Genomic DNA, 25,459 nt, shown 5'->3' with positions numbered 1-25,459 from the left:
AGCCGAGGAAATTAATGGAATATTTGATTCGGTGGCAAGCCGCTGTATTGCGTAGGAGGCACAGAAGCTGTAAAATATTATCGCAACTGGTTCGGTCACAATTTTTATCAACAACCAGGTTTTTGGGTGATTTAAGATATCAAGGAGTTGACAATGCCTTGCCAGATTTCCTATGAGGATGATACTGTTGAATTAGAAACAGCAGAAGAATTGTTTGTTGCCCTAGAACTGACTCCTATAGAGGCCGATAAGGAGATTTTGTCCCAAATTGAAGAGGGAATATTAGATCTAGTTAAAACTGATGAACAGTTTCTGCTGATTCTGGAAAAGGTGTTAGATACGCGAGGTGCCAGTAAAGCACCCTATCTCAAGTGTTTTGGCACAAAATTAAGCCAAGTGGTAACCAAGGGAAGTACCTTGTTCAAGGCATTATCCCTACTGGCGAATGAATCAGATCAGGAATACTTCCTGCACTGCTTGGGGCAAGAAGCAATTCGCAAGTGTATTTGTAATATCAATGATTTGGTAGAGGCACTAACTTGGCTCTATGGCAAGATGGATATCCTGTTTATCAATCTGATTGGCTGGGATTTTGTGCTGAGATTTGTCAATTCTGGTCGATCTCTGGGTGCTTTAATGAAGGTTCTATCCCAAAAAGAAGAACAAGAGTTACTGGAGAGAATGGGATGGCAGGCGGTGATCGATTGCATTCAAGATCCAGAGGATCTGATGGCAGCATTTATTGGCTTGGAACAACAAAGCGATCGACTTTTAATTGACAAATTGGTTGAGTTTAATAAGTTGCAGATAGTCATTCCATCTGTAGCTGAGTTAGAGCGAGTCTGTCGGCGAGGTTTGGGGGTAGATGACATCGCATACCTGCAGGAAATATATCAAAAAATCCTGGCGAATTAGCAGAGATTTTGGCTCAAATTATAGCTAATTGTCAGAAGTTTGGTGGGAGAGAAATATGGTTGTAAACACCAAGCTAATCCTCGGTTATTCCTGGTTAAGAAACATTTATTAGGAGCAAAAATTGTGGGAGTTTTAGCACCGCTGAAAGGATCGAAATACCCATGTATTGATGCCCATTTACATGTGGTGGATTTTCTGCAAGATACAGGTGGGCTGCGGAAGTGTTTAAAGTACATGGATAAGGCGAATATTTCCCACGCCTGTGTATTTGGTTTACCCGTCACGAAGCTCTGGGCAAGTTGGGAGAGGAGTTCGCCAGGATATTATTTGGGAGACAACTCCAAGTGTTACTATTACAGTGCCGTAGATCCGTTTATTGCTCGCGAGTACGAAACCTTATCTCCTGAAGAGCAACAACGCTTCTTCCTCTTCATTGGCGGATTCAATCCCTGCGACAAGTTTGCCTATAAGCACATTGAGCGGATGGTTAAGTATTTCCCGAATATGTGGAGTGGAGTGGGCGAAATCCTCTTCCGCCATGACGACTTAACCAACCTCACCTACGGTGAACCGCCCCGCAGCAACCATCCGGCGATGGACAGCGTGTTTGAGCTATGCGCGGATCTTGACATGCCAGTTTGCGTTCACCAAAATATCACCTCGGTGGGCACGAATACTTATCCAATGTGGTTGTACGAGTTGGAAGAGATGTTACAAAAACATCCCAAGGTGAGGTTTGTTTGGTGTCACTGTGGCATTTCTCGCCGCGTTTATTCTCCAGTCTACTATCAGATTGTTCAGCGTGTTCTGGAGCATTACGATAATCTGTGGGTTGATATTGCCTGGATTGTCTTCGATGATTATATTTGTCCCAAAGGTGTACCAGATCCAGATTGGCTACAACTCTGTGAGAAGTATTCCCATCGCATCTGCATTGGGACAGACATTGTGAATAAGTTTGAGTTCTTACCTGCAACCATTCAGAAATATGATGTATTTTTAGATGCTCTTTCTGAAAAAGCCGCCAAGAATTTAGCATTTGACACTGCTTTTAATTTGTTCTCTAAGGTGCGAGCCTAGTACAATTTTCACCAAGATATTTGGCAAGATAACAAAGTCTTAGGTTTCTTAGCCAATCATATCCTTGAACAATTACAGCAGATTGCAAGTTAGTGGAATCCATCAATGACGATGGAGAAGTTTGTGGAATCTGTGGAAAAAGCGGTTTCAGATACAAGTGACATCCACATTTTCAACTTCAATACCAAACAGGACTTACGCAAAGAAACAAAGGGCGATCCGAAAAATCGTTGGTTTGGTTGGGAGAGATATGCCTCCCTTAGCTTCGCGCTAACGCGCCGCTGCGCGAACGCGAACGACGGTCTCACCTTTGTTTCTAGGCTCGTGGTGCGTAAGTCCTGCCAAAATTGCTCACAATAACCCCAACCTGGAAGGAGGACTCTCACTTTTAGAGACTATAACTCTAGTTCTCAGAAAGTGACGATTGCAGATACAAATGCTAAGCGATACACTCGCTTCTGGAAGTGTTCTATAGAGCGGATTTGTTGTCGATAAACTCACATCCTGCACCAGGGCTAACACCAAAGTTTCTTGCAAATAGCTAAACTTGAAAGCCGAGATTTTTCATCAAAAAACAAGGGTTTCAAGGCTGGTTGAGAATGGTGCAAGATCTGAGTCAAGATTCTGTATGCGATCGCTCTCGTGGAATGATTGTTCTGCAAAAGAATAACAATTAAGAATTGTAAAAATTTCAGATGAAATTGGCTAGGGGATGTTATACCTAGTTGCGGCTGATGAACAGTTTCTGCTCATTCTCGAAAAGGTGTTAGATACGCGAGCAGCTAGCAAAGAACAGGAACCATGCCTATGAGCCATTAACTACTCAGTTAAGTTTGCTTGATTTAAATCAGTATAGGACGGCTGACAGTCGGATATCTAACAGATACGGCACTCGCAAGAGTTTCCCCGTCTCGCTCGCGATCGGGGAGTGTCAAAACGTTGAATTTGCCGAGTATGCAACTCCAAAGAAAGCTATCATTCACGCTCTAGAGAAGTGAGGAAATTAACATATGGCACAAAAAATTATCTATGGAACAGTGGGAGAAGATAGCACCAAACAGGGGGGAGAAGGATTTACAGTAGAATCGCCAGAACCAGGGATCTATACAATTATGTTTGCCCAACCTTTCGCGACTCCTCCTGCTGTAGTAGCGACTTTGAAGGATTGGGGCGCTGATAACCAAATTGTTGTTAAAGATATAGACACCCAAAAATGCCAAGTTTATATCTGGGATTTGGGACTTAAACAACAATCGGGTACTGGTTCTCCAGAACTGACAGTGACAAAAGAAAAGTCGGCTTTTAACTTTATTGCCATCGGCGAAGAGAACTAGAATCCCAGAGTTGAGTGACCAAAGGTTTCTAGGGGGTGAATCAAGTGGCGTTGCTCAATCAAGGGATGAATTTGTCGATGACAGTCAAACAAGATCGGTCTCGGTTTCACAAAATCATCCCGCTAATCAGTAACGCCAATCAAACCATCGCTGCCCCCTATCGCTGTCCATAGCAGGCGCGGATGGATTACTGCTGATATTGTCGGGCCATTTAAAGGTGGCCCAGGTACATGGGGGTGGTAATAACTAGAGTTGCTAGTTACATCGAGCCAAAGAAACCCGGTTTCTGACGCCAAAGAAACCGGGTTTCTGACTGGGGTTGACAGCAACTTCCGGTTAATCCAATTACCAATTACCCATTACCCATTACCGCTGTCACAACCTATTAACGCAAGTTGCTAGTTATAAACTTTGGCGTTGCAAGCTTGCAAGCTGGCAAGCTTGCTAATCTTGGATTTTTACCAATCTCGCCATTAGCCATTAGCCATTAGCCGCTCCCAGAGAGATAACTAGCAACTTGAGTTATTACCTAGCAACTTGATTTAATACCAAGGGCAGATGCAAAATTAAAAATTCAAAAGGCTCTCCCGAGATAAATCGACACAGATGATACCATTGACAAGATTGACGGCAATATGCAAGAATAAGTGCAGAAAAAGTTAAGTCTGACTGGAATCTGTTGGCTCTTAGAAGGAGAAGGTGATTATGAGAACTCCAAGAGAGATTTTCAGCAAAGCTTTTGAAAAAGCAACAGGCAGGATACAAAAGTATTTGAAAAAAGCAGACAACATAAACCTAAAGACAACTGGCTCAAGATCGGTAGAAGCTTGGTTTTTAGGTCCAAGAGCAGAAAATGCTGACCTGCTGAAAGAGTTGATAGAAAAGGCAATCGACTCTCAGGCAGAATGGAGAAAAAGTTATTTTCCTGAAGATCCTTGCCATATAACTGACGAAATCAAGCAATCACAGGACTACAAAGAAGCGATCGATATAATTGAAAAAAGTTATACCGATTTATTAGAAGAGCTGAAGAAGTCCGTTCCCTTTTTCAGTATGCGCTATCAAGGACACATGGGTTGGGATACAACCATTCCTTCGGTGATAGGCTACTTTGCAGGGATGCTGTACAACTCTAATAATGTGGCTTTTGAAGCATCGACTGTTACTACAAAGCTGGAAATCGAGGTAGGCAACGATCTTTGCCGAATGCTAGGATACCCCGTTGAGTCAGCATCAAAAGAAAATATAATACCCGCCTGGGGACATATCACTTGTGGGGGAACTGTTGCGAACATAGAGGCTATTTGGTCAGCCAGAAATCTGAAATTTTATCCCATTGCTATCCAACAAGCCTTGTTAAACGATGATACCTTGAAACAGGTAGCACAAGATATCAAGATTAATGCCTACTCACCCACTACTGGAAGTCGTGAGGACCAACTATTAATCAAACTCGATACTTGGCAACTGTTAAACCTCAAGGTTGATGGCATCCTAGACTTATCTACGCAAATCACCAAGAAATTAGTGGAAAAAGGCTTTGACGAAAATCAAGCCTCTAGCATCTTATCTGCTGCCTTATCCAAGTATTCGGTGCAAGATTTAGGCATACAGGAATTTTCCAATAGTTATCTGCAAGGAATTGCCTCTCCCGTCTTTTTCGTACCAGGAAGCAAACATTACTCATTCCCGAAAGCAGCCGCCGTTTTAGGAATTGGAGCCTCCCACATGATAGATGTGGAAGTAGACGAACATGCCAGGATGAGACTTGAGCTGAGTGAATCTCAACCTGGTGAAGATGGACTAAAAGGCTATAGTCTCAGACAAGATTTAGAATATTGCGTAAAAAACAAAATCCCTGTCTATACGGTGGTTGCAGTTATGGGTACCACCGAAGAAAGTGCAGTTGATCCGCTCGAGGACATTCTGAAATTACGAGACGAATTCAGTAAAAAAGGATTAGACTTTACCGTTCATGCTGATGCTGCTTGGGGGGGATATTTCGTTAGCCTAATACGCACCGACGCAGACTGTAATCGACCTACCCTTGGACGTACAGCACCCCCGATTTCTCCCTTGAGTGCTTATGTAGAGGCGCAATTTAAAGCACTTCCCCTTGCTGACTCGATCACCGTCGATCCCCATAAATCAGGTTACATCCCCTATCCGGCGGGAGCGTTGTGCTATCGCAACTCAGCGATGCGGAATTTAGTTACCTTTGTTGCTCCCTACGTTTTTCATGGAGAAACAGAACCGACAATTGGTATCTATGGGATTGAGGGTTCTAAACCAGGTGCAGCCCCAGCAGCGGTATATTTGAGCCATAAAGTCATTCCACCCACCCAAGATGGCTATGGCAGAATTTTGGGTCAGGCTCTTTTCAGTGGTGATAAACTCTATGCTCGACTGTTGTGTATGGTCAAAGAGCAAGATCCGTTTATTATTGTGCCTCTGACTTTACTTCCAGATTCTATTTCCATTGACTTTATTCGGGAAAGAATTGATCGTAAAACCAATGAACAGATTGCTCAAGATCCGGAGGCAATGGAGGCACTCAAAGAAATAGGACCGGATTTAAACATCTTGATCTACGCTTTGAACTTCAAGAATACTGACGACGGTAAGATCAATACCAGCTTAGAGGCGGCTAACCGTCTCAATAAGCGGTATTATGAGATCCTGAGTATTGATGAGGGTGATGATATTAACGATTATCCCATGATTGTCAGTACCACAGATTTCACGGCAGAAGCTTATGGCCCTGAGTTCATCCAAAAGTACCAGGAGCGTTTAGGGGTGACTCCAGACCCAACTAAACCTATTACTGTCATTCGTACCGTAGTCCAAGATCCCTGGAAGACAGAAACTGCTGAAGGTTCGTTTATCGATGTCATGGAACAAATAATTCGTGAATCGATTCTCAGGGCTATGATTATGCCGGTTGAAAAATGAAATAGAGGCACATTTTTTCTGCCAAAATTAGGATGCTTGAAGCAGCGATCGCTTTTACTGATTTAATATTGGTAGGAGCGCTCGCTGCTTCTCAATAAGGGGTTAGAGAGGCGATATGTTGAAAAAGTGCAGTGATGAAAATTGAAGTAATAAAAATAGATGAGTTGAGAATTCATCAAGAGCATCTAGACATCATCTATAGTGCAGATAAATTTAAGTTTCAACGAAAGGTTTATCTGAGGATGTATGTTTTTCAAGATTGGTAGAAAAGTACGATCGCCAAGTTATCATCCTGATTAGGGTAGTCGAAGAGGGTATGAATCGACATTATTTTCGCCAACTCCTGGGCAATTTCAGCTATAGTAGTTTGTTTTTTTGGCGTTAATTTTTGACGGCATTATGCACTATAAAAAAACAACGTACTATAAAACCATGTTTGATGTAAGGTATTAGATAAAAAATTTAATAATGGTGGCAGCTAATAAATTCGCCCGCGTCAGCTAGGGGCCACGCAATAAATTGACGGGGCTACCAGTCTCCCGTTTGATTTTCGTGTGAGGTACAGTCTTTTGGCTTGGTGTGCCAGCACGCTTAAGTGCTGGCACACCGCTGTCGAATGTGTACCTCATACGACTGCAATCCGCTATAATGTTACCTCTTGGGTCGCTTTAGCCAAAAACCGCTTAATCCTAATAACGCTAACCCAGCAGTTGCTGTGGGTTCGGGTACTTTTTGCGGTGGCACAAAGTTACCTAATTCGGCACTACTAGCTTTGAACGAATAGAGATAAGTTGGAATCAAAGGTTGCCCCGCCGGACAACCGCTATTAATCGGGACTAGCGTACGGGTTGTGCCATTCGTGCAAACATCTAACTGTTGATCTCCCTGACCTGAAGTGACGCTAAAATCGTTATCGGTTCCGATTAAAATTGCATAGGAACCATCTGCAAGTTGAGGCCCGATCGCCAAACCTTCCATCTTTTCTGGAATGATTTGTCCTTGTGTTTTCAAAATATCGGCAATGTCGAGAAACAGGGATTTGTTAACCGCCGTCACGCCCGATGGTAATGAATTTGTCCCGGCTAAACTAATACCGCTGACATTGGTTGCACCGGCGAGATTTATTTTATAAACGCGCTTGCTGCCAACGGGTAATGCACTTGTTTGGGCGTCTTCGCCTAAACCTCGGTTGTCTCTTTCAAGTACTAAAAATTCGTTGTTATTCAGTGCGGTAATCGCGCTGATTCCAATATTCCGCCCTTGTTGCGTGGCGCTAAAGTCATTGTCAGTTCCAGGGATGCGGGCGTTGATATCTGCGATCGCTTCTACCTGGTAAATATATTGCGCCGTACTTTGACCCGTTGCCGTATCAAATTCTATCAGTCTCAAGTTGCGGCTACGCCGTCCTTCGTTACTTGCGCCTTCATTCACGAGGGGGTCTTGCAGCAGGGTAAATAGTTTCGTACCATCTGGACTCAGGGTTAATCCTTCAAACCCTCGGTTATCTTGGCGACCGCTGGTAATCGTTGGGCGACCATCGACATAATTAAGGTTGCCGCTGCTATCTTTTGGCAGTAAGTTGTTTGGCTTCTGGAAAGCCCTGATAAATGACCCATTGGGGCTAAATTCATACACAGAGGGGCCGTATTCATCCGAGACGTAAAAATTGCCGTTGGCTGCGATCGCCAACCCTTCCGGGTCTAAACTTAAACCAAGCGTTCCTGCATTGCCGTTAAGTAGTCTGGGGTTCAACCCGTTAAAACTGCTACCGTCTTTGGTCAGCAGAATCGTCTCTAACAAATTGAAATTGCCAATCGCGCCCGTTGTGGGATTTACATCCAAAGTAAACTTTTGCACCCTAGTTTGGTAGGGAATCACGCCACTACCTGGCCCTCGGTCGGCGAGGCTGTAATACACGTTTTTGTGGCGGTCGTAGTAGAGATCGGAAAACAGCCCTAAACGGTTGACGTTGGCACTATTGCCACTGGTGGGAAATAAATCCGTACTTCCACCGGGTATTGTCAGCGTATTAACCAGGGAAACTGCGGATGCAGAGTTGGTGTTTCCGGCGAATAATAAGGCAGATGCCACCAGGGAACCCAACCCTGAAACACAATGTTTTAGTTGAAGCAAGTTCGATACCAAGGAATTCAGCTTTTCCCAGTATCTTCCATTCATATTAATACGAGGTTAAATTAAAACCTAGTATGCTTTTTTACACGAAACCTTCATAAAATCCTGCGATTGCTTCATAGATTCTCGCTCAAAGCTGACCGATCATTTTATGAGTTTGCGCGATCGCTCGTACCTGCTTGAGACTTTGCTTCATCAATCCCTGCCATGCCAAAAGCTGGTCTGGATCTGGCGGGTACACCGGCGCACACCCCAGCTTGTTCGATAGATCGATTGCCGTCACGGGTTGCAAAAATACCGGGATCGTCGGGTCACAAGCTGCCACCAATTGCGCCGCTTGTTTTAACTCTCCTGGATTGGTTCTGTTAGAAACAATCAGCTTGACAAAAACTTCAACTCTTGCTTTGTAACAGCTTTGGAGAAATTCTGCGTGTGCTTGCCAATGATTTTCACCGCTGACACTAGGCAGCTTGATATCCATCCCCACCGAATCGATATAAGGCAGAACCATTGCTAGCTGTTGCGGACGATGCCCTCCTGTTTCCAGGTAAATGGGCAACTTCGTTAAAGCACGCACCTGGGGCAAAAATTGCACCAAGAAAGGAGCGTGCAGCAACGGTTCCCCACCTGTCAGGCTAATGCTATCGTGCAACCCCGGTTTATTTTGTCGCTCTACCCATTCCAGTAGTTTTTCTAGGGGTACGGGGTTGGCGTGTAGTTCAAAATCCCGCCGTCCCGGTGTTTTCTCGATGGTGCAAGTCGGCGGCGCACCCCATGTGTGGGAACTGTCGCAAAAATGGCAGCGCAAATCGCAAATTGCAAAGCGGATAAAAATCTGCCGCGTTCCAACATTGAGTCCTTCGCCTTGAATCGCGGAGAACACTTCTATTAATCTCGCTTTGGAAGAATTTTTTGACATAGGTGATTTCATTTTTAGCGTATATCTATTTTTACCTTTTCTTTGAGGTTTTTGGTTTACCAAAGCAGGCTGATGCAATCTTCTTTCATACTTTACGAACAAATGAAAACTTAACGATTGCGCCTGTTTCACAACAACTGGTTAAATTATTTTTATTTATTTTTATACATGGTTTTAATTGCCACATAAACACGCTTACCAACAAAACCGGCAAATCTCTTCAGCTTAGTCAAAAAAATTACCTCGCCTTGCTGCGCCCCTCTCGTTTTAGGAGAGGGGTTGGGGCAAAGGTCTAAATCTCTCTTGCAGCGCGTTCAATTACCCGACGCGCAACGGTTTGAGTTCCTGTATGTTCGTAATAGTTAGTCGTCATGTCGAGAAATGCGGCGACGTAGTCTAATTTACTATCGGCGATGTCCATATATTTTTGCAGGTTGATCAGCAATCCTTGTTGGGTGATGTGATGGGAATTGACGAAATTACCCATCCAACCTTGCATCGCGCCGAAGCTTTGATTGATGAAACCTATCTTATCGTTGACACTGCCTCCTGGAATCATGTTGCTGAGGTTTTGGTACGTGGAATTTTGCTGTAATACTGCGGGATTGACGCTGCCCAAAGTAGATTGTACTTTCTTGATAAAATCGGGGCCAAGGGGGATAATGCCATCAACGCAAATCAAGGCAGCTATTCGCATCAAAGACTCGTTGTGATATTGAGTTAAAGTGCTTGCTAGCGAGCTGATATTGGTAATCGAAATGCGATTTATTGCGGATAATGCTAGCAATTCTGCGACCAATTTTAGGCATAAATCTATGCTTTGTAGCGTATCCGCTTTGGGAGTTAGTTTATTTAAGAAAGAGAGAAAGCCGATTTTTTCTCCTATTTTATTTGCCATTGCGGCGGCGCCGATGGCGCTATCGGCACTATCGACAGTTTGGTATATCCACATCGCGCGCTGGTATCCTTGGGCAGGATCTTCGTATAATTCTAGGGCGCGATCGTGTATTTTTTTAACTGTTTTTTTGTCGGTTTCTCCGGTAACAGCACGAATGGTATCTTTAAATCCCACCAAGTTCTGCCATTCGCCAGGAACAACTGAGTCCAAAGCGCGTAACATATAAACGGTCATGTTGCTCGTTGGCAGGTTATCAACCAAATCATCGATGGGTTTAGTTTTGCTCATAGATTTCCTTGGGAAGTGCTTCTCGCTTGATATTAACTACCGACTCGTTTGACCGCTTTTCGGATTCTCTTGTTAGATAGATTTAATCGAAATCCAAAAACCGAGTAGGGGCGCACTTTAACGAGATACTACTTTCACAGAAACCCGGTTTTTAGGCCAACAAAGAAGAGCGGGTTTAGTTCGTTTTTAGTAGGGGCGGGTTTCCCATATATTACGTGTTTCCACGGATTGATTGGTAAAGCCCGACCCTACTTGTACGCGGGTTTTCCCATATATTACGTGTTTCCACGTATTGATTGGTAAAACCCGCCCCTATTTGTACGCGGGTTTTACCATATATTACGTGTTTCCACGGTTTAATTGGTAAAACCCGCCCCTACAGCTCCCCTGCTCCCCTGCTCAAGAGCTAAATTTCGGCGACGGCGCGTTCGATCAAGCGGCGAGCCAGGGTTTGAATCCCGGTATGCTCGTAATAATTGGTCGAAACGTCTAAGAAAGCGCCGAGATAGTCTAATTTGTCCTCTGCAATCTCGATAAAGCTAGACAGGTTGTGGACAACATTTTGGGGTGTCAAACCGCGAGAGTTGACGAAGTCGCTCATCCACCCAGAGACGGAATCGAAGCTTTGGGTAATGAAACCCAGCTTACCAGCGGCATTTCCACCGGGGATGAGGTTGCTGACCCCTTTAAAGGTCTGGTTTTGCTCTAAGTCCGATGCCCCCATGCTGTTGACGGACGTTAGGGCTTTTTGGATGAAGTCTGGACCGAGGGGAATCAGACCATCAAAGCATACCAGCGCCGCCATCCGCATCAAAGACTCGCCGGAATAGTCGCCCAATGCGGCTAGAAAGTCGCCGATGCTGTCGCCGGGAATGCCGTTAATTTGGCAGAAAGCGACCAATTCGACGACTAATTTCACCGCGAGGTCGATGGTTTGCGCTTTTTCGGCTTTGGGAGTCAGGTTGCTTAAGAAACCGAGAAATGAGACTTGCTCGCCGACTTTGTTGGCTAAAGCTGCTGCACCCAACGCAGAAGAGGCGCTATCGACGGTTTGATACAGCCACAAGGCGCGCTGGTAACCTTGGGATTGGTCGTTGAATAGATATACCGCGCGATCGCCTATTTGCTGGATCAAGTCTTGGTCGGTTTCTCCCGTCACCGCCCGGATGGTATTCTCAAACCCAACGATGTTTTGCCACTCGCCGGGAATGACGAAATCGAGCGCTCTCAGCGAACTCACGGTTAAGTTGCTGGTTGGCAGTTCGTCCACTAATTGAAAAATCGATTTGCTCACGATTCTTTACCTTTTGTGAAGATTGCGATCTAATCCAATCAGGACTTAGACAAAAAAACTTTGGTGATAGGAAAAATCTTGGGTTTAGAGGCGCGAGATTGACCCAGAAACCGGGTTGCAACGCCCCGCCTGCGTAAGTCCTGCCAATGCTTTTTCTTACTTGATTGCCGCCAAACCCCCAAGATTGAATTTTGCCAGCCAAGCTTCGCGATCGCTCTTGGTAAAGGACGGATCGCGAGATTGGACTTTCACCTGGTAGCGATTCCCCACCAGCGCTGCGGTGATGTTAGCGCCTTGGTCAACGACTGGATAACCGCCAATCTGTTGAGTACTGTTCTGAAATTTAGTCCTCGCCTCTGGAGTGCTTGCTGTATCCGAGATCGACAGCATGGCTACGTTCTTGCCGCCTTTGTTCAGCTTTGCTTCGGCAAAACCTTTTTTCTCCTGGACGAAGACGCGATCAAAACCATCCCCATCTTTGGGAAAAAATTTGTTAAATTCGCTACCTTGTGTAGCTTCTTTGACAACCGCCGGTGTGGCTCCTCGTTGCGTGCTTTCCCGCTGCGCCTTGTCAAATCGAGAAGCAGGCTGAGAACTACAGGAGGTTACCAGCAGTAAAACTGTTAACAAGAGAGGAGCTATAGTTCTACGTAAACGCTGCCAAATCATCGCTTTCTCCCACTAAATGGGTTAACAGTTCCAATTCTGGCTTAAATTTTTGGGATTTGTTCGCGGAGAGCGAGCAGGTGTGCTGGTGTGCTGGTGTGCAGGGGAGCTATTTCGCAGCAGGGGAGATGGGGAGATGGGGAAGATGGGGAAGATTGCGAAGGTGAAGCAGGTGATCAAGATGATCGGGACTTACGCCAAGAAACCGGGTTTCTTTGAAAAATCGTCGGTTTGGCAACCAGAGATCCCAGTAAGAAACCCGGTTTCTTCGTCGAGAAACCGGGTTTCTTGGCGTAAGTCCGCCAAGAAATTACTTCCACTTCCAGAGTCTCCCTCATCAGAAAAATGGGTAGAAACCCCGTCCTTATCGGACGGCTTTACAGTTACCACTACTGCCTTGGGGTTGCTTGAATCGGTGTACTTTTGTGTTGTACTTTCAGCGGGACAGTTACCGCCTCGAATCTTGCAACCCTGTACACATAGTGTTTTGCTCGCCATCAGCCTCCCTTTCGGGGTAAAGTTAGCAAGGCCAATGTTTTAAGAGCTTGTTAGACTTGCAGCACTGTTTCAGTGACCTTAAAACTGTTTAACTGCAAATGACAGAGCAGGGAACTAGCTACGCATTCTCCGGTGTCGTGACTCAAAAAACCTAGACAAGGAAAGTCTTAGGCTGGTCAGGATGGCTTGTTAGATTTCTCTTCCAAGCCTCATGCCTTTAGGCTGAGGTTCCTGACCTCGTTCATCTCCCTCATCTCCCCATCTCCCCATCACCATAGCCCCTTTTGCCCACCTTCCTACCTGCCCACCTGCTCACCTGTCCCACATTGCGGTTTAGCATAGAATTGCAACTTAGCATTCAGTCTGTGTAGTTAGCGCCCTTGTATCAGTAGAGTTTATGGTTAAGGTCTTGGACGAGATTCCTCAAATTCCAGTACCCCCTCGCTTAACCGTGCTGGAGGCGGTCGCCTTTAAGCAATCTTTTCAAGCGCTTGTGCAAGGAAATTCGGTTCCTAGCAAGGTTATTCTCGATTTTAGCCAGACCACTTTTATGGACAGCAGTGGTTTGGGAGCCTTGGTCACCAATTTCAAAACCGCACAGCAGCAGGGAATTGAATTGATTCTGTGGGATGTCCGTCCTCAAGTGATGGCGGTGTTGTCGCTTACGGGACTCGACCAAGTGTTCAAAATCGAGCAGCGCACCCCCAGCGAAACGCCAGCACCAACTAAAGCGGGCGACGTTCAACCACCCGCTACCCATCCTTCTGTCCGTTCTTGGCTCAAACGGGTTATCGATGTTGTAGGGGCGTTGGTAGGTTTGGCAATTACGGGAATTGCGTTTATTCCGATTGCCGTAGCAATTAAACTGGATAGTCCGGGACCGATTTTCTTCGCTCAAACCCGCTGCGGCTGGTTGGGCAAAAAGTTTCGCATCTGGAAATTCCGCTCGATGTGTACAAATGCCGAAGCACTCAAGTCACAAATTGAAAATAAATTGGATGGTAACAAACTGTTCAAAAATGACAACGATCCTCGCATTACAAAGGTAGGTCGGTTTCTCAGGCGGACGAGTTTGGATGAGTTACCTCAGTTTTGGAATGTGCTTACAGGAGAAATGAGTTTGGTGGGAACCAGACCGCCAACGCCGGATGAAGTCGAGCGTTACGACGTTCCCGAATGGCAGCGTTTGGATGTTAAACCGGGGATGACCGGAGAATGGCAGGTGAACGGACGCTCGTCGATTCGCAAATTTGAGGATGTGATTCGCTTGGATTTGGAATACCAAAAGAATTGGAGCCTGATGTATGACATCAAGCTGATTGTGAAAACCGTCCTAATTTTGTTCCGGAAAAATAGCGGGGCTGCGTAAAATGGTAATGGGTAATGGCGTTCCCAAGGCTTTGCTTGGGAACGAGGGTATGGGTAATAGGTAATGGGTAATTGTTTGTTCTTTTTACCCTGTACCTTTTTCCCTTTTATTGTGAATGCCAAGCTTGATAAAAGGCTGGGTAAGTCATGTTTTCGGCGCAATACCACAGAACTTCGTAGCAAGCTCTATAGCGGTTAATGTCGTTTTTGTCAAGGTTATCCAAGTATTTTTTTAAGGTTGTAACGACTTTTGGAAAAGAATCACCTTGTAAAATTTTCCGCAAGTTATAAGCAGCAAGCTGAGGAATTGATTCATCTTCAGAGTGCTGAATTAAATCGATTAAAGCAGCGATCGCAGCTTCATTTCCCACTGCAATTTGCCACAAACTCCCAGCGGCTAGCCAGCGAATCGATTCATCTTCACAGGTTTGAATCAACTCTACTAACGCCGTAATGGCTGTTTCGTTGCCGTTGCCGATTCGCCCTAAACAACAAGCGGCTAGCTGTTGGGTATGTTTGTTAAGGGCGGTTTTGATTAGCTGCACCAAAGTGGCGATCGCAACGTCATTACCCGGAGCGATGCGCCCCAAACTATAAGCGCCTCGCCAACGGGTTTGTTCGTTATCCACTGTTTGAATTAGCTGCACTAAAGCTGCGATCGCTCTCGAGTTACCGCTGGCAATTTTACCCAAGCTAGCTGCTGCTTTTCTACAAATTGATTCATTATCGCAAATCTCAACTAACCCCACTAACGCTGCGATGGCGGTTTCGTTGTTGGTGCAGATTTGCCCCAAACTATAAACCGATAGCTGACGGATCGATTGATTGCTAGATGTTTCAATCAGCTTCACCAAAGACGCGATCGCAAATTCATTCCCTGAGTTTATTTTTCCCAAACTAGACGCTGCTTGCCAAAGCACGTATTCATTTTTAGTGGTTGCGATTAACTCGACTAAAGCAGCGATTGCGACGGGATTTCCTGGGTCTATTTTCCCTAAACTATAAGCCGTTTGCCAGCGGGTGTATTCGCTTTCTGATTTCTGAATTTTCTCTTCTAAAGCTGCGATCGCGCTTTGATTGCCGCTGCCAATTTGCGCCAAACTCGAAGCCACTTGGCAGACGGCAAAGTCATTCTGTGATGTTTGAATCACCTCAACCAGACTGGCGATCGCTGCTTCTAGTGCTTCTTCTGGCTTTCTTAATTCAGATGTTACTCGCCAGCGGATTTCTTCATTTTTACTCGTTTGAATTACCTGCACTAAGGTAGCGATGCCGATAGGATTTCCTGGATCTATTTTTTCTAAATCCCCAGCCGCTAGCTGACGGGTGGATTCCTGAACAGAGGTTTGAATCAATTCGACTAAAGTCGCGATCGCAAATTTATTTCCTGGGTCTATTTTTCCTAAGCTGTAAGCCGCTTGCCAACGGGTGTATTCGTTATGCGAGCTGCGGATTAACTCTACCATTGCTGCGATCGCTCTGGAACTGCCCGCACCAATTTGCCCCAAGCTAGAAATCGCTTCCATCCGGGTAGCTTGAGCTTGGGAAGTTTGTATTATTCGGATTAAAGCCGCAATTGCCGTTTGATTTCCCGTACCAATTTGCCCCAAATCGTATGCCGCGATCAGGCGGGTGGCTTCATCTGACGTATTCGAGATCAACTCTGCAATCGCTGCGATCGCTCGTTCTATATCCGTCTCTTTAAGAATCTCCCGCGCTTTTTGGGCAATTATAGTTGAAAATCTCGCCCAATCCCGTTCTTCCTCATCAAAGCAACCAAATTCCCACTTGACGATCTGCCTGACAATTGCATCCGCCAGACGCGAATCCCTGAATTTTCCCATCCCAGATGCTGCGAGAAAATAAGCGCGAATTCGATAAAAATCGCCGCATCCGTCGTCAAAATCCATTAAAGCTGCGATTAACGCTTCTTTCTGCTGCTTCGGCACATCTTCCTGCGAAAGCCACTGCAAAAGTTCCCAATTGCACTGCGGTTCAAAAACGCGGTAGATGCCCAACGCGGGGTTGTTGGGGACGTGGTTGAGTAAATAGTGGCTCTCGTTAATTGCCTGCACAGCTAAGTCCTTCCCAATCATCGGCTAAACAAAGGATAACCCTTTTAAGCTGAGTCTTCTGCCGCCACCGATAGCTTTTAGGGAAAGCAGACATTCACGCTATCGGCGTAATATCATGTCCAATAGCAACGGTTGTGTAACTGCTAATAGCTAATCGCTAATGGCTCTTTTGGCAATTGAAAAGCGAGCAATTAGCAATTAGCTATTAGCCATCCATACACTACCGATCCCTAAGGACATGATATAAAACCATGACAAAACCATCACAGACAAAAAACTTCCCCCCGTAATAGATGCAATGGGGTTATTCTTCATCGGGACCCCTGATAAAGTCTGGATGTTTAATTTCCACCTATCCATTGAAAACCATCCTTTGTATATTATGATACTTTTTCATGCTAGAGTTATACAGAGTTAAGCACTGGTTTGACCGCAAAAAGACTTTGGCTCTACTATAGACTAGAAAATCACCCTTACTCCATCAGGCGTTGTTAAGATAAATGATAAAATTTTTCACGCTCTACACATTAGCTGGGTAAATATTTGTTGCCAAACAATCGATAATTAGTATAAATAAGAAATTGTTGCAATTAATACAAAAAATCAGATGAAACGTGAAGATTTTATGAAGCTGGCGCTCCAAGAAGCGCAGCAAGGAGACGCACCTTACGGTGCAGTTATTGTGAAAGATAACGAAGTTATGATCAAAGCACATAACACGGTTCAAAGAGATAAAGACCCTTCCGCCCATGCAGAAATTAATGCGATTCGCCTTTTAACCGCTAAAATTCAAAGTACTTCCCTTGCAGGTTATACTCTATACACGACGGGCGAACCTTGTCCGATGTGCGCGACTGCTTGTGTTTGGGCGGGAATTTCTGAAATTGTTTTTGGGGCGTCGATTGGCGATTTAATTGCAGCAAATCAATCGCAAATCGATATTGATTGCGAAGAAGTTATTAAGCGGGGATTTAGAAAAATAAAAGTAACGAAAGGAGTTTTGAAAGACGAGTGTTTGCAATTATTCCAGTAACGGCAAAAATGTATTGGCAAAAATCGCCGCTTGCGTGCGAGAAGGCAACCCTAAACGATTTAAAATATTCGTGACGTGGTTCTTTACCGTGCCTTCTGTAATATAAAGCGATCGCGCAATTTCTCGATTACTCGCACCCGCAGCAATTAAACGCAAAACTTCCTTTTCCCTCGGGGTTAGTTCGTTCCATCCAGGAGGTAAGTTAATAGCTTTTGTCGGTGGGGGTGCAGCAACTTTCGCTATCATTTTTTCTATTAACCCCGGTGCTAGTTGAGTATAGCCTTTTTGCACCATCCGAATCGCCGCCGCTAACTCTTCAGAAGGGGTATCTTTGAGCAAATATCCTACCGCCCCAAAGCGCAGGGATTCAGATATATAATCATCATCAAACGTTGTCAAAACCAAAACTTTTGTACTAGGAAAGCGCTGACAAATTTCCCGCGTTGCTGCTACGCCATCCATTATTGGCATCCGCACATCCATTAAAACCACATCTGGTTTTACGATTTCTACCATTTGAATTGCCCTTGACCCATTCTCAGCTTCTCCGACTATTTCTAAATCAGGTTCTAACTCGAGCAAAGCTTTTAATCCCTGCCTGATTAAATGTTGGTCATCCACCAGCAATAAACGAATCATAATAGGTAATGGCTAATGGCTAATGGCTAATGGCTAATGGCTCATGGCTAATAGGTAATGGCTAATGGCTCATGGCTAATGGCTAATGGCTAATAGGTAATGGCTAATGGCTCATGGCTGGCTAATGGCTAATGGCTCATGGCTAATGGCTAATAGGTAATGGCTAATGGCTAATGGCTAATGGCTAATGGCTAATGGCTAATGGATTAATTACCAATTACCAATTAGCAATTAGCAATTACCAATTAGCCATTAGCAATTCACAAAGGAAAACTTGCTGTAATTCTACATCCCTTACGCAGCGAAGTTTGAATTTCCAATTGACCGCCCAGTGACTGGGTGCGTTCGCGCATTCCTTGCAGTCCAAAACCCGTAGTATTTTGTTTTAAATTAAAGCCTTTGCCATTGTCATCAATTATCAGATATATGTCGGTTGAAGTTGTCATGATTTGAATCTCTACATGAGTCGCTTGGGCATGTTTGCAGATGTTAGTTAAAGCTTCTTGTAAAATGCGATAGATGGAAACCTTTAATTCAGCGGGAATCGAATTAAGCAGATAAATACTGCAATTTGGCAATACACCCGTCGTAGAATGAAAAGATTGAATCAGGTGCGCGATCGCTTCCTGTAAATCCCTCCCCTCCAACGGATCGGATCGCAACTTCGAGACAGACTCCCTCACTTCTCTTAATGCCGTTGAACCCAATCTTTTTGCTTCTCCCAAAAAATACTCGGCTTTAGTAGGATGCGATCGCCACAATTTTAAAGCGGTTTCGATTTGCAAGTTTAAAGCCGTGAGAGAATGTCCTAAAGAATCGTGAATATCGCGGGCGATGCGGTTACGTTCTTGTAGCGTTGCCATATCTTCAATTTTTAAAGCATATTTGCGGAGTTCAGCATTAGCAAGGGCAAGTTCTTCCCGACTTTGACGTTCGGATAATACCGCATTGACCAATAAAAATAAAAATACCAAAACCAGTCCAAAAAACATAGCAAAACCCAATAAAATAAATTCTAATCTTTCTGGGACTGCGGGGCGAAGCGGGAAAGTGAAAGTCTGAAACCGATAAATTAGCGTCACCAGAAATAACACAAACGCTAACACCATAATAGCCAAGCATTTCCCTTTCCCAAAAATCAAGCAACTGCGGAGAGTTAAAATTAAATATAAAACTGGAAACAGGCGAATTTCCCCCACTATTGATGCTGCTAAAATTATGCTGATTTCGACAAGAGTATAGACTAATTTATCGATTCGCCCTACCTGGGGTAATTTTAACCCCAATATAAACAAAGAACCCACACAAAATAGATTTAGCAGCGACAACCGAGGCAATTTGTCAACTGGATCTGGCAGCAGTTCCGTTAGCGCCACGATAAACAGCAATATCCACTCAAGATATAGCAAAAACCGAATTGGATGCGTTTTAATTTCAATAAAGCGACTCATAGCAATCTTAGATTTTATATTTTAGTCTGATTCTTCGGACAAAAGCACTTTTCTAAATGTTAGAGAAACTCTTCTATCTCTGACAAATTCCCTACCTTGATACTTATCGGTTTTACGGGGGACAATGCCGTGTTGCCACTCATAGCGGGCGGCGCCTTGCAGGATAATTATACTTCTAGGCATTAATAATACTGGAATCTTTTCCTTTGTTTTAGCATGAGTAAATTCCATTACACAAGTACCGCCCAAGCTAAGTGAAATAATTGTATTGCCAAAGCAAGGTACGCAGTCGATGTGACTGGCAATACCTTGTCCGGGTTGGTATTCGTTGACGATCGCTTGGTCTGGGATTTTTTCCGTTAAACCTTCGAGGTATAATTTTTGGGCGATATCCTGGGCCCAATTTGGCAAAGCACCCAAGTTCATCGCAGGATCTACTAAACGCTTTTTGTAATCATATTTATATCCGTAATGTTGCACGTTTCGTTTTAATTGGGTAGACCAGATTTTTTGGTCAATCGTAAACAGCAATTGTTCGGCTTGCGATGCATTAATATAATCTGGAATGTAGGTCAAACCTGGAATATTTGCGGTATCAACCAAGAGGCTTTGTAAATTTAATTCAGTTGCGTCGGCGGAGAACATATATTTTTCCCATCCTGTGGCGGATACCTGACCCATGACAAAAGTCATGGTAGGATATCTTACTTTTGTCAGGGTTAGATTTGTGACTTTTTTCTCATGGAGTTAAACGTCTGATTTTTTACGATTGAGACATCAAAGCAAAGTCAAGGAGAAAAGCCAAATGAAACGCCAATTGATTTCAATGGTAGCTGCAACCGTTGTATTCGTCATTCCTTTCAATGCTCCTGCTATCCATGCCTCACCCCTGACGCCACCTGAAATGCTACCGCCAATGCTATCGGGGATCGAACTAACCCAGAAACAAGAAAATCAACTCGCTCAACTTCGCACCCAAACTCGCGCTCAGATGGAGAGCATTTTAACATCAGAACAGCAAAATCAGTTGCAGGCGGCGTTAGCACGAGGTGAGGGAATGCGGAATGCGTTCGCATCCATCGATATTTCCCCCGAACAGAAAACACAACTGCGAACAACTTTTGAGTCAACTCGCACCCAGATAGCCAATATTATCACCCCCGAACAGCGGCAGCAAATTCTGCAAAATGTCCGTTCTCTAATGCAGCAACAAACTTCCTAATCAAATTGGTTATGGGTCATTGAAAGTAGCAAATGACCCATAACAACTTAATCAATCTCATCGGTTAGTAGTGAGTACTTTGGTCCTCATTGCTGGAGAGTTAAGGACTGAAGTCCTTACTACAAACAAGCCTATAATTATAAAAGTATGAACTCTTCTGTTACTACACCCAACCCTACTCCCTTCGTTCCAGTATTTTTAGATTTAATCGATCGCAGGTCGGAATTGCTGCGAACAAACGTGCCGCAAATTGTGCAAATTGAGCAGTTGCGCCAGCTGACTATGGGCACTTTTGGACGCAGTTTAGCCGACTTTCTCGACCAGAATAACTTACAACCTTTCACAACGGGGCCGCGTCGCAAACAATTGCACGATGCCGTTCACGTCCTCACGGGTTACGGCACCGATCCCATCGGCGAAGCGGAAGTTCAAGCATTTTTACTCGGTTCCAAGTTTAGACTCGCTCACCTACTGCTGGGATTTGGACTTTTAAGAATAATTCACAAACACTCGCTAAATATAAGTTGGAACGCTCTATGGCGTGCTTATCAGCGGGGGCGAAATTCTCAGCTTGATGTGAATACCTGGCAACCAGAATTACTTTGGGAGGTGCCGTTAACCCAGGTGCAAGAGTTATACCAGGTTTAAGCTTGAGGCAGCGATCGCTTGCAGCAAGCGATCGCTGCCAACTTGATTAACAAATAAGACGCGGCGACGCGGCGAGTATTGATGATATTTACCGAAAATTTTAAAACTAAAATTTAAATAAATTTTGTATTTTTATCATTCAAAATGCTGATTGACAAAATCTAAAATCTAAAATCCAAAATCTAAAATCTAAAATCTTACCCCCTCCCCCGGATTCTGGAAGCGGAAGTTATCCGCTAAGATAACAAGGCAAACCCAAAGGTAACACAATAGGGAAACGTCGGTGTAAGTCCGAGGCTGTGCGGCAACTGTAAGCGAGCGATCGCGAGCCAGAATACCTAAATGTTACCCGTAACCTCTAATTTCCTGCCTGGCACGGGAAAGGAGCTTTAACCTAGATGCAAACTGTAGATCCAACCAATCTTACCCTACCCTCCCAGTTACTACCTCCCCTGCCCCTACAACGTCCGCTATTAATGATCGGTCACGGTACCAGGGACAATGATGGACGGCAGTGCTTTTTAGATTTTGCCGCTGCTTATCAAGCATTGGACAATTCGCGCCCAGTAGTGCCTTGTTTCTTGGAACTCACCGGCCCTACGATTGGGGAAGGGATCGATCGCTGCGTAGAACAAGGCTATACTGACTTCTCCGTGCTGCCAGTGCTGTTATTTGCAGCCAGACACAATAAGTTTGACATTACCAACGAATTAGACCGGGCAAAGGCGAAATATCCCCAGTTAAACTTTCACTACGGGCGGCATTTTGGGATTACACCCGGTATTTTGCAATTGTGGCGCGATCGCCTCGCCGCCCTCGACCATCCCCAGATTGACAGAAAAGACACAGTTGTGCTATTTGTCGGCAGAGGTTCCAGCGACCCCGATGCCAACGGCGACGTATATAAACTCGCCCGTATTTTATGGGAAGGCAGCCGTTACCTCACCGTTGAAACTTGTTTTATCGGCATCACCCACCCCCGTTTAGAAGAAGGTTTCCGTCGCGCCCGACTTTACCAACCTCAGCGTATTATCGTCCTGCCCTACTTTCTGTTTACAGGTCTTCTGGTGAAAAAAATATGCGATATCACCGCCCAACAACAGGAACAATACCCCGATATTGCCATGACCTGCTTACCAGAAATGGGGCTGCATCCCCAGCTATTTTCCGTCCTGCGGGAAAGGGAAATCGAAACCCAACTGGGACAGGTACAAATGAATTGCGAAATGTGCAAATTCCGCTTAGCATCTGTTAGCAGTAACGGTCACAGTCACAGTCACGACCACGACCACGACCACCATCACCATCACCATCACCATCACCACGACCACCCACCAGTTGATCCCCATGCCAATTTAGAAGATTACCATCACAAAATTTGGCAAGCACCCTGAGTAAATTTAGATTAGGTAATTGCTAATGGTTAATAGGTAATAGGAAAACTTTTCACCCATTACCTATTACCTATTAGCAATTAGCAATTAGCAATTAGCAATTAGCAATTAGCAATTAGCAATTACCAATGACCAAAGAATTTACCGTTGGCGATAAAGTCCGAGTCGTAGCACTACCAGCCTACGTTAAAACAGCCGAACCGATGCCGATGCTGCGTCCCCCCGATGTGATTCGCATTGGGGAAGAAGGTATTATCCTGGACAGGCGACCTGGGGGGTATTGGGGAGTTCGCTTCGCTAAAGGAGCTTTTTTGATGGAAAGCCAATATATCGAGGCGGTATCCGTCACCCCCCAAACTCACCAGTCTGACGAATAAGACGCAAAGACGCCCAGAAAGGGAGACGCCCAGAAAGGGAGGACAGGTTTTCTCCAGAGCGAAGCATCCGGCGCAGAGCCAGCAAATTTATTCGTGGATAATAAAAACCAATTTTCTTGTTTGAATCCCCTGACTTTAGACAAGGGATTTCTCCGCCTCCCCGCGTCCGGTGCCTCCCCGCGTCCGGTGCCTCCCCGCGTCCTCTTCAAGCCGACCCATCAGATTAACTCTTCTTGTTGCATCGCTTCAATCAGTTGTAAACCGCGAGGATCGCCAACTCGCAACAGCGAGGCTTTGGCGTCTTCTCGCACTCCCATGTCTTCGTCTTCTTCCAAAACTTGAATTAGGGCGTCGATCGCACCGGCATAGACTACGTTAGAGGGAAGTTCGCGGCACAGTTGCCCCAACGACCAAGCGCAGTTACTGCGAACTGCTGCTACTGGGTCTTGGATTAAAGCTTCAATCACCGGGGGAACGGCTGCTACAACGGCATCGTAGCCTAATTCTGCCATTTGGGCTAACCCACTAGCTGCCCACAGTCGCACGGCGGAAATATCCGTTTTGAGGGCATCTAGCAGGGGGGCTAAGGCGCGGCGATCGCGGCAATTTCCCAATGCCCAGACTACTCCCTTTCGCACGTAGCCGTTCCAGTCGCGGTTTAACTGAGTTATCAGCGGTTCAACTGCATCCGGGCTGGGATTTCGTCCCAAAGCATAAGCAGCACTTACCCGCACCAAGGGGCAAGCATCCGTCAACAAGCGAATCAGATGGGGAATAGCCCGTTCGTCCTGAATTTCGCAAAACGCTCGCGCTGCGATCGTTTTTTGTGGCGTTGCGCCAGACTCCAGTAACGCCAGCATCGCATCTGGATTGGGCTTAGTTTCTTCCGGTTCGGCATCGAGCGGATCTAGCCGATCTAAAGGACTGTCTAGATCGGCATCCGGATCGATTACGCTCAGGTCATCTTCGTCATACATATAAAGTAAAATTACCATCACCTGCGACCTGATGCCACCTGACTTTTGAGGGGAAATCCGATCAATTTATCGATTTAACCATCAAAAGCGACTCAGTTTGGTAGCCTAGCTGCTGATAAAGATTTACGGCGCCTTGGTTGGATAGAAACACTTGCAGGCTAATTTGGCGATCGCCTCTCGCCCTAGCCCAATCTTCAGCATGATGCATCAAAGCCGTGCCGATGCCTTTGCGGCGGTGTTCTGGCGCGACGTAGAGCAAAAAAATGTGGGTGTGGCGGGATCCTTTTAGCTGATCGACGGCGTTACCGATCCAGAGGGAAGCGATCGCTCTTGAACAGGTGAGCGGGTGAGCTCTTGAGCGGTTGAGCAATACTGCTTCCTTATCTTCCTTATCTTCCTTATCTTCCTCGTCTAAAAATTCTACCCACCAAAGCGGCGTATCTTTGGACAAATATTGCTCGACTGTTTGAGCTAGATGGGAAAAATCCCTTTCTGGGTCAAACTCTTGGTAAGTTTTTTGCATAAACTTTACCAGCATCGCCCGATTTAAACTCGATCCGCTGCGCAGCTGGTAGCCTGGTGGTAGCAAAATTGACATACCCAATAGCTAATTGTTAATTGCTAATTGCTAATTGGGTGAGGTAACCGATAGCTGGGTTGCTACGGGTTCAGCCGCTGGTGCTTCAACTTGGGGCGCGGGGGCTGCCAGATCGGCGGGCAAAAAGATGCGGGCGCTGACTGCTACTAGGGCAACCAAAAACATCGCCACAATTAAAAACGGAAAAACATACTGACGCAAGAAAGCCATTGTTCTAGCAGTTGGAGGGAAATAATTTTTGTCACCATTTCTAATGCTAGAAGAGAAATGGTTTTTACGGCGGTTTTGTATTGGGCGTGACGCAATATTGTAGGGAACATGCAAAAAACCAGGACTTACCCACGACGAGGCCAAACATTGTAGGGGCACGGCATTGAAAAAACTTTGCCCAAAGCGACAAAACTTACTTTAGCCTTAGCCCCTACTGCCGTGCCCCTACCGCCCTACCGCCCTACTGGGAGGGTTGCTGGCGACGCTGACGTCTTTGTTGCCGCATCTGTTCCAGCTGCTGCTTTTGTTCTGCCGTCAGCCAAACATGGTAGGGGCACGGCATTCAAAAACTTTGCCTTTAGGGACAAAGCTTACTTTAGCCTTAGCCCCTACCGATCATGCCGTGCCCCTACCTCATGTTCCCTACCGCCCTACCGCCCTACGGGGAGGGTTGCTGGCGACGCTGGGGTCTTTGTTGCCGCATCTGTTC

Annotated in this window: 25 protein-coding genes and 1 riboswitch; of the genes, 12 read left to right on the top strand and 13 right to left on the bottom strand. The window is 45.4% G+C overall.

Annotation, left to right across the window (positions count from 1 at the left end):
* Positions 1-153 precede the first annotated feature (153 nt).
* The 5 genes from MiSe_RS09670 (at position 154) to MiSe_RS09650 (ending at position 6,281) form a co-directional block, all read left to right on the top strand.
* The gene (locus MiSe_RS09670) at positions 154-915 is read left to right on the top strand and encodes a hypothetical protein (RefSeq protein ID WP_226578097.1); all 762 of its coding nucleotides are present in this window, start codon (positions 154-156) and stop codon (positions 913-915) included.
* A gap of 123 nt (positions 916-1,038) precedes the next feature.
* Positions 1,039-1,995: an amidohydrolase family protein gene (locus MiSe_RS09665; protein ID WP_226578093.1), complete on the top strand. Its 957-nt coding sequence runs from the start codon at positions 1,039-1,041 to the stop codon at positions 1,993-1,995.
* Positions 1,996-2,100: 105 nt separating this feature from the next.
* The gene (locus MiSe_RS09660) at positions 2,101-2,355 is read left to right on the top strand and encodes a hypothetical protein (RefSeq protein ID WP_226578090.1); all 255 of its coding nucleotides are present in this window, start codon (positions 2,101-2,103) and stop codon (positions 2,353-2,355) included.
* A gap of 650 nt (positions 2,356-3,005) precedes the next feature.
* Positions 3,006-3,329 (top strand): H-type lectin domain-containing protein, encoded by a 324-nt coding sequence (locus MiSe_RS09655; RefSeq protein WP_226578087.1) that lies wholly within the window; start codon positions 3,006-3,008, stop codon positions 3,327-3,329.
* Positions 3,330-4,034: 705 nt separating this feature from the next.
* Positions 4,035-6,281: a pyridoxal phosphate-dependent decarboxylase family protein gene (locus MiSe_RS09650; protein WP_226578084.1), complete on the top strand. Its 2,247-nt coding sequence runs from the start codon at positions 4,035-4,037 to the stop codon at positions 6,279-6,281.
* Positions 6,282-6,932: 651 nt separating this feature from the next.
* On the opposite strand, the gene MiSe_RS09645 is transcribed toward MiSe_RS09650, so the two are convergent.
* Complete coding sequence (locus tag MiSe_RS09645) at positions 6,933-8,459, bottom strand: esterase-like activity of phytase family protein (RefSeq protein ID WP_226578081.1); 1,527 nt, start codon at positions 8,457-8,459, stop codon at positions 6,933-6,935.
* 85 nt (positions 8,460-8,544) lie between these two features.
* Positions 8,545-9,333, bottom strand: a complete 789-nt coding sequence (locus MiSe_RS09640) for a 7-carboxy-7-deazaguanine synthase QueE (RefSeq protein WP_226578078.1) — start codon at positions 9,331-9,333, stop codon at positions 8,545-8,547.
* 2 nt (positions 9,334-9,335) lie between these two features.
* Between MiSe_RS09640 and MiSe_RS09635 the strand changes: the two genes are divergently transcribed.
* A complete protein-coding gene (locus MiSe_RS09635; protein ID WP_226578075.1) occupies positions 9,336-9,629 on the top strand; it encodes a hypothetical protein in 294 nt (97 codons plus the stop codon).
* Here MiSe_RS09635 and MiSe_RS09630 read toward each other — a convergent pair.
* The 4 genes from MiSe_RS09630 to MiSe_RS09615 form a co-directional block, all read right to left on the bottom strand.
* Entirely contained in the window at positions 9,626-10,519 is an 894-nt protein-coding gene (locus MiSe_RS09630) for a hypothetical protein (RefSeq protein ID WP_226578072.1), read from the bottom strand. The genes MiSe_RS09635 and MiSe_RS09630 overlap by 4 nt on opposite strands.
* Positions 10,520-10,925: 406 nt before the next feature.
* Complete coding sequence (locus MiSe_RS09625; RefSeq protein WP_226578070.1) at positions 10,926-11,813, bottom strand: hypothetical protein; 888 nt, start codon at positions 11,811-11,813, stop codon at positions 10,926-10,928.
* Between the two features lie 156 nt (positions 11,814-11,969).
* Entirely contained in the window at positions 11,970-12,482 is a 513-nt protein-coding gene (locus MiSe_RS09620; protein WP_226578067.1) for a hypothetical protein, read from the bottom strand.
* A gap of 189 nt (positions 12,483-12,671) precedes the next feature.
* Positions 12,672-12,977 (bottom strand): hypothetical protein, encoded by a 306-nt coding sequence (locus tag MiSe_RS09615; RefSeq protein WP_226578064.1) that lies wholly within the window; start codon positions 12,975-12,977, stop codon positions 12,672-12,674.
* A gap of 397 nt (positions 12,978-13,374) precedes the next feature.
* On the opposite strand from MiSe_RS09615, the gene MiSe_RS09610 reads away from it, so the two are divergent.
* Positions 13,375-14,346, top strand: a complete 972-nt coding sequence (locus tag MiSe_RS09610; protein WP_226578061.1) for an anti-sigma factor antagonist — start codon at positions 13,375-13,377, stop codon at positions 14,344-14,346.
* 106 nt (positions 14,347-14,452) lie between these two features.
* Here the strand turns inward: MiSe_RS09610 and MiSe_RS09605 are convergent, their stop codons facing one another.
* Positions 14,453-16,420, bottom strand: a complete 1,968-nt coding sequence (locus tag MiSe_RS09605; protein WP_226578058.1) for a HEAT repeat domain-containing protein — start codon at positions 16,418-16,420, stop codon at positions 14,453-14,455.
* 607 nt (positions 16,421-17,027) lie between these two features.
* Here MiSe_RS09605 and MiSe_RS09600 point away from each other — a divergent pair.
* Positions 17,028-17,453, top strand: coding sequence for a nucleoside deaminase (locus MiSe_RS09600; RefSeq protein ID WP_226578055.1), 426 nt, complete (start codon positions 17,028-17,030; stop codon positions 17,451-17,453).
* On the opposite strand, the gene MiSe_RS09595 is transcribed toward MiSe_RS09600, so the two are convergent.
* From MiSe_RS09595 to MiSe_RS09585, 3 genes are all read right to left on the bottom strand, one after another.
* Positions 17,442-18,092 carry a response regulator gene (locus tag MiSe_RS09595; protein WP_226578052.1) on the bottom strand — a complete coding sequence of 217 codons (651 nt, stop codon included), beginning with the start codon at positions 18,090-18,092 and terminating at the stop codon, positions 17,442-17,444. The genes MiSe_RS09600 and MiSe_RS09595 overlap by 12 nt on opposite strands.
* A 260-nt stretch (positions 18,093-18,352) precedes the next feature.
* Positions 18,353-19,543: a sensor histidine kinase gene (locus MiSe_RS09590; protein WP_226578049.1), complete on the bottom strand. Its 1,191-nt coding sequence runs from the start codon at positions 19,541-19,543 to the stop codon at positions 18,353-18,355.
* A gap of 21 nt (positions 19,544-19,564) precedes the next feature.
* On the bottom strand, positions 19,565-20,236 hold the full coding sequence (locus MiSe_RS09585) for an alpha-ketoglutarate-dependent dioxygenase AlkB (RefSeq protein WP_226578047.1): 672 nt from the start codon (positions 20,234-20,236) through the stop codon (positions 19,565-19,567).
* 112 nt (positions 20,237-20,348) lie between these two features.
* Here MiSe_RS09585 and MiSe_RS09580 point away from each other — a divergent pair, with 112 nt between their 5' ends.
* The 4 genes from MiSe_RS09580 to sipA all read left to right on the top strand — a co-directional run bounded on the left by MiSe_RS09580 (position 20,349) and on the right by sipA (position 23,184).
* Positions 20,349-20,765, top strand: a complete 417-nt coding sequence (locus MiSe_RS09580) for a Spy/CpxP family protein refolding chaperone (RefSeq protein WP_226578044.1) — start codon at positions 20,349-20,351, stop codon at positions 20,763-20,765.
* 147 nt (positions 20,766-20,912) lie between these two features.
* A complete protein-coding gene (locus MiSe_RS09575) occupies positions 20,913-21,413 on the top strand; it encodes a Coq4 family protein (protein ID WP_226578041.1) in 501 nt (166 codons plus the stop codon).
* Positions 21,414-21,627: 214 nt separating this feature from the next.
* Positions 21,628-21,773, top strand: a riboswitch (cobalamin riboswitch).
* Between the two features lie 38 nt (positions 21,774-21,811).
* Complete coding sequence (locus MiSe_RS09570) at positions 21,812-22,807, top strand: sirohydrochlorin chelatase (protein ID WP_226578038.1); 996 nt, start codon at positions 21,812-21,814, stop codon at positions 22,805-22,807.
* Between the two features lie 128 nt (positions 22,808-22,935).
* Entirely contained in the window at positions 22,936-23,184 is a 249-nt protein-coding gene (gene sipA, locus MiSe_RS09565) for a regulatory protein SipA (RefSeq protein WP_226578035.1), read from the top strand.
* Between the two features lie 218 nt (positions 23,185-23,402).
* On the opposite strand, the gene MiSe_RS09560 is transcribed toward sipA, so the two are convergent.
* The 3 genes from MiSe_RS09560 to MiSe_RS52595 all read right to left on the bottom strand — a co-directional run bounded on the left by MiSe_RS09560 (position 23,403) and on the right by MiSe_RS52595 (position 25,128).
* On the bottom strand, positions 23,403-24,161 hold the full coding sequence (locus MiSe_RS09560; RefSeq protein WP_226578188.1) for a HEAT repeat domain-containing protein: 759 nt from the start codon (positions 24,159-24,161) through the stop codon (positions 23,403-23,405).
* A 61-nt stretch (positions 24,162-24,222) separates the two neighbouring features.
* Positions 24,223-24,759: a GNAT family N-acetyltransferase gene (locus MiSe_RS09555; RefSeq protein WP_226578032.1), complete on the bottom strand. Its 537-nt coding sequence runs from the start codon at positions 24,757-24,759 to the stop codon at positions 24,223-24,225.
* A gap of 30 nt (positions 24,760-24,789) precedes the next feature.
* A complete protein-coding gene (locus MiSe_RS52595; protein WP_373872771.1) occupies positions 24,790-25,128 on the bottom strand; it encodes a DUF8624 family small hydrophobic protein in 339 nt (112 codons plus the stop codon).
* Positions 25,129-25,459: the final 331 nt, after the last annotated feature.

The organism is Microseira wollei NIES-4236 (assembly GCF_020521235.1).
Lineage (GTDB): Bacteria > Cyanobacteriota > Cyanobacteriia > Cyanobacteriales > Aerosakkonemataceae > Microseira > Microseira wollei.
Note: the sequence above shows the minus strand (reverse complement) of the source record. Positions and strands in the feature narration are given on the sequence as shown.

Bases quoted from the DNA above. Each gene is read 5' to 3' on its own strand.
- MiSe_RS09655 (WP_226578087.1), top strand. From the start codon at position 3,006: ATGGCACAAAAAATTATCTATGGAACAGTGGGAGAAGATAGCACCAAA.
- MiSe_RS09595 (WP_226578052.1), bottom strand. From the start codon at position 18,092: ATGATTCGTTTATTGCTGGTGGATGACCAACATTTAATCAGGCAGGGA.
- MiSe_RS09600 (WP_226578055.1), top strand. From the start codon at position 17,028: ATGAAACGTGAAGATTTTATGAAGCTGGCGCTCCAAGAAGCGCAGCAA.
- MiSe_RS09580 (WP_226578044.1), top strand. From the start codon at position 20,349: ATGAAACGCCAATTGATTTCAATGGTAGCTGCAACCGTTGTATTCGTC.
- MiSe_RS09590 (WP_226578049.1), bottom strand. From the start codon at position 19,543: ATGAGTCGCTTTATTGAAATTAAAACGCATCCAATTCGGTTTTTGCTA.
- MiSe_RS09640 (WP_226578078.1), bottom strand. From the start codon at position 9,333: ATGTCAAAAAATTCTTCCAAAGCGAGATTAATAGAAGTGTTCTCCGCG.
- MiSe_RS09660 (WP_226578090.1), top strand. From the start codon at position 2,101: ATGACGATGGAGAAGTTTGTGGAATCTGTGGAAAAAGCGGTTTCAGAT.
- MiSe_RS09610 (WP_226578061.1), top strand. From the start codon at position 13,375: ATGGTTAAGGTCTTGGACGAGATTCCTCAAATTCCAGTACCCCCTCGC.
- MiSe_RS09575 (WP_226578041.1), top strand. From the start codon at position 20,913: ATGAACTCTTCTGTTACTACACCCAACCCTACTCCCTTCGTTCCAGTA.
- MiSe_RS09555 (WP_226578032.1), bottom strand. From the start codon at position 24,759: ATGTCAATTTTGCTACCACCAGGCTACCAGCTGCGCAGCGGATCGAGT.
- MiSe_RS09615 (WP_226578064.1), bottom strand. From the start codon at position 12,977: ATGGCGAGCAAAACACTATGTGTACAGGGTTGCAAGATTCGAGGCGGT.
- MiSe_RS09670 (WP_226578097.1), top strand. From the start codon at position 154: ATGCCTTGCCAGATTTCCTATGAGGATGATACTGTTGAATTAGAAACA.
- MiSe_RS09650 (WP_226578084.1), top strand. From the start codon at position 4,035: ATGAGAACTCCAAGAGAGATTTTCAGCAAAGCTTTTGAAAAAGCAACA.
- sipA (WP_226578035.1), top strand. From the start codon at position 22,936: ATGACCAAAGAATTTACCGTTGGCGATAAAGTCCGAGTCGTAGCACTA.
- MiSe_RS09570 (WP_226578038.1), top strand. From the start codon at position 21,812: ATGCAAACTGTAGATCCAACCAATCTTACCCTACCCTCCCAGTTACTA.
- MiSe_RS09645 (WP_226578081.1), bottom strand. From the start codon at position 8,459: ATGAATGGAAGATACTGGGAAAAGCTGAATTCCTTGGTATCGAACTTG.
- MiSe_RS09560 (WP_226578188.1), bottom strand. From the start codon at position 24,161: ATGTATGACGAAGATGACCTGAGCGTAATCGATCCGGATGCCGATCTA.
- MiSe_RS09630 (WP_226578072.1), bottom strand. From the start codon at position 10,519: ATGAGCAAAACTAAACCCATCGATGATTTGGTTGATAACCTGCCAACG.
- MiSe_RS09620 (WP_226578067.1), bottom strand. From the start codon at position 12,482: ATGATTTGGCAGCGTTTACGTAGAACTATAGCTCCTCTCTTGTTAACA.
- MiSe_RS09585 (WP_226578047.1), bottom strand. From the start codon at position 20,236: ATGACTTTTGTCATGGGTCAGGTATCCGCCACAGGATGGGAAAAATAT.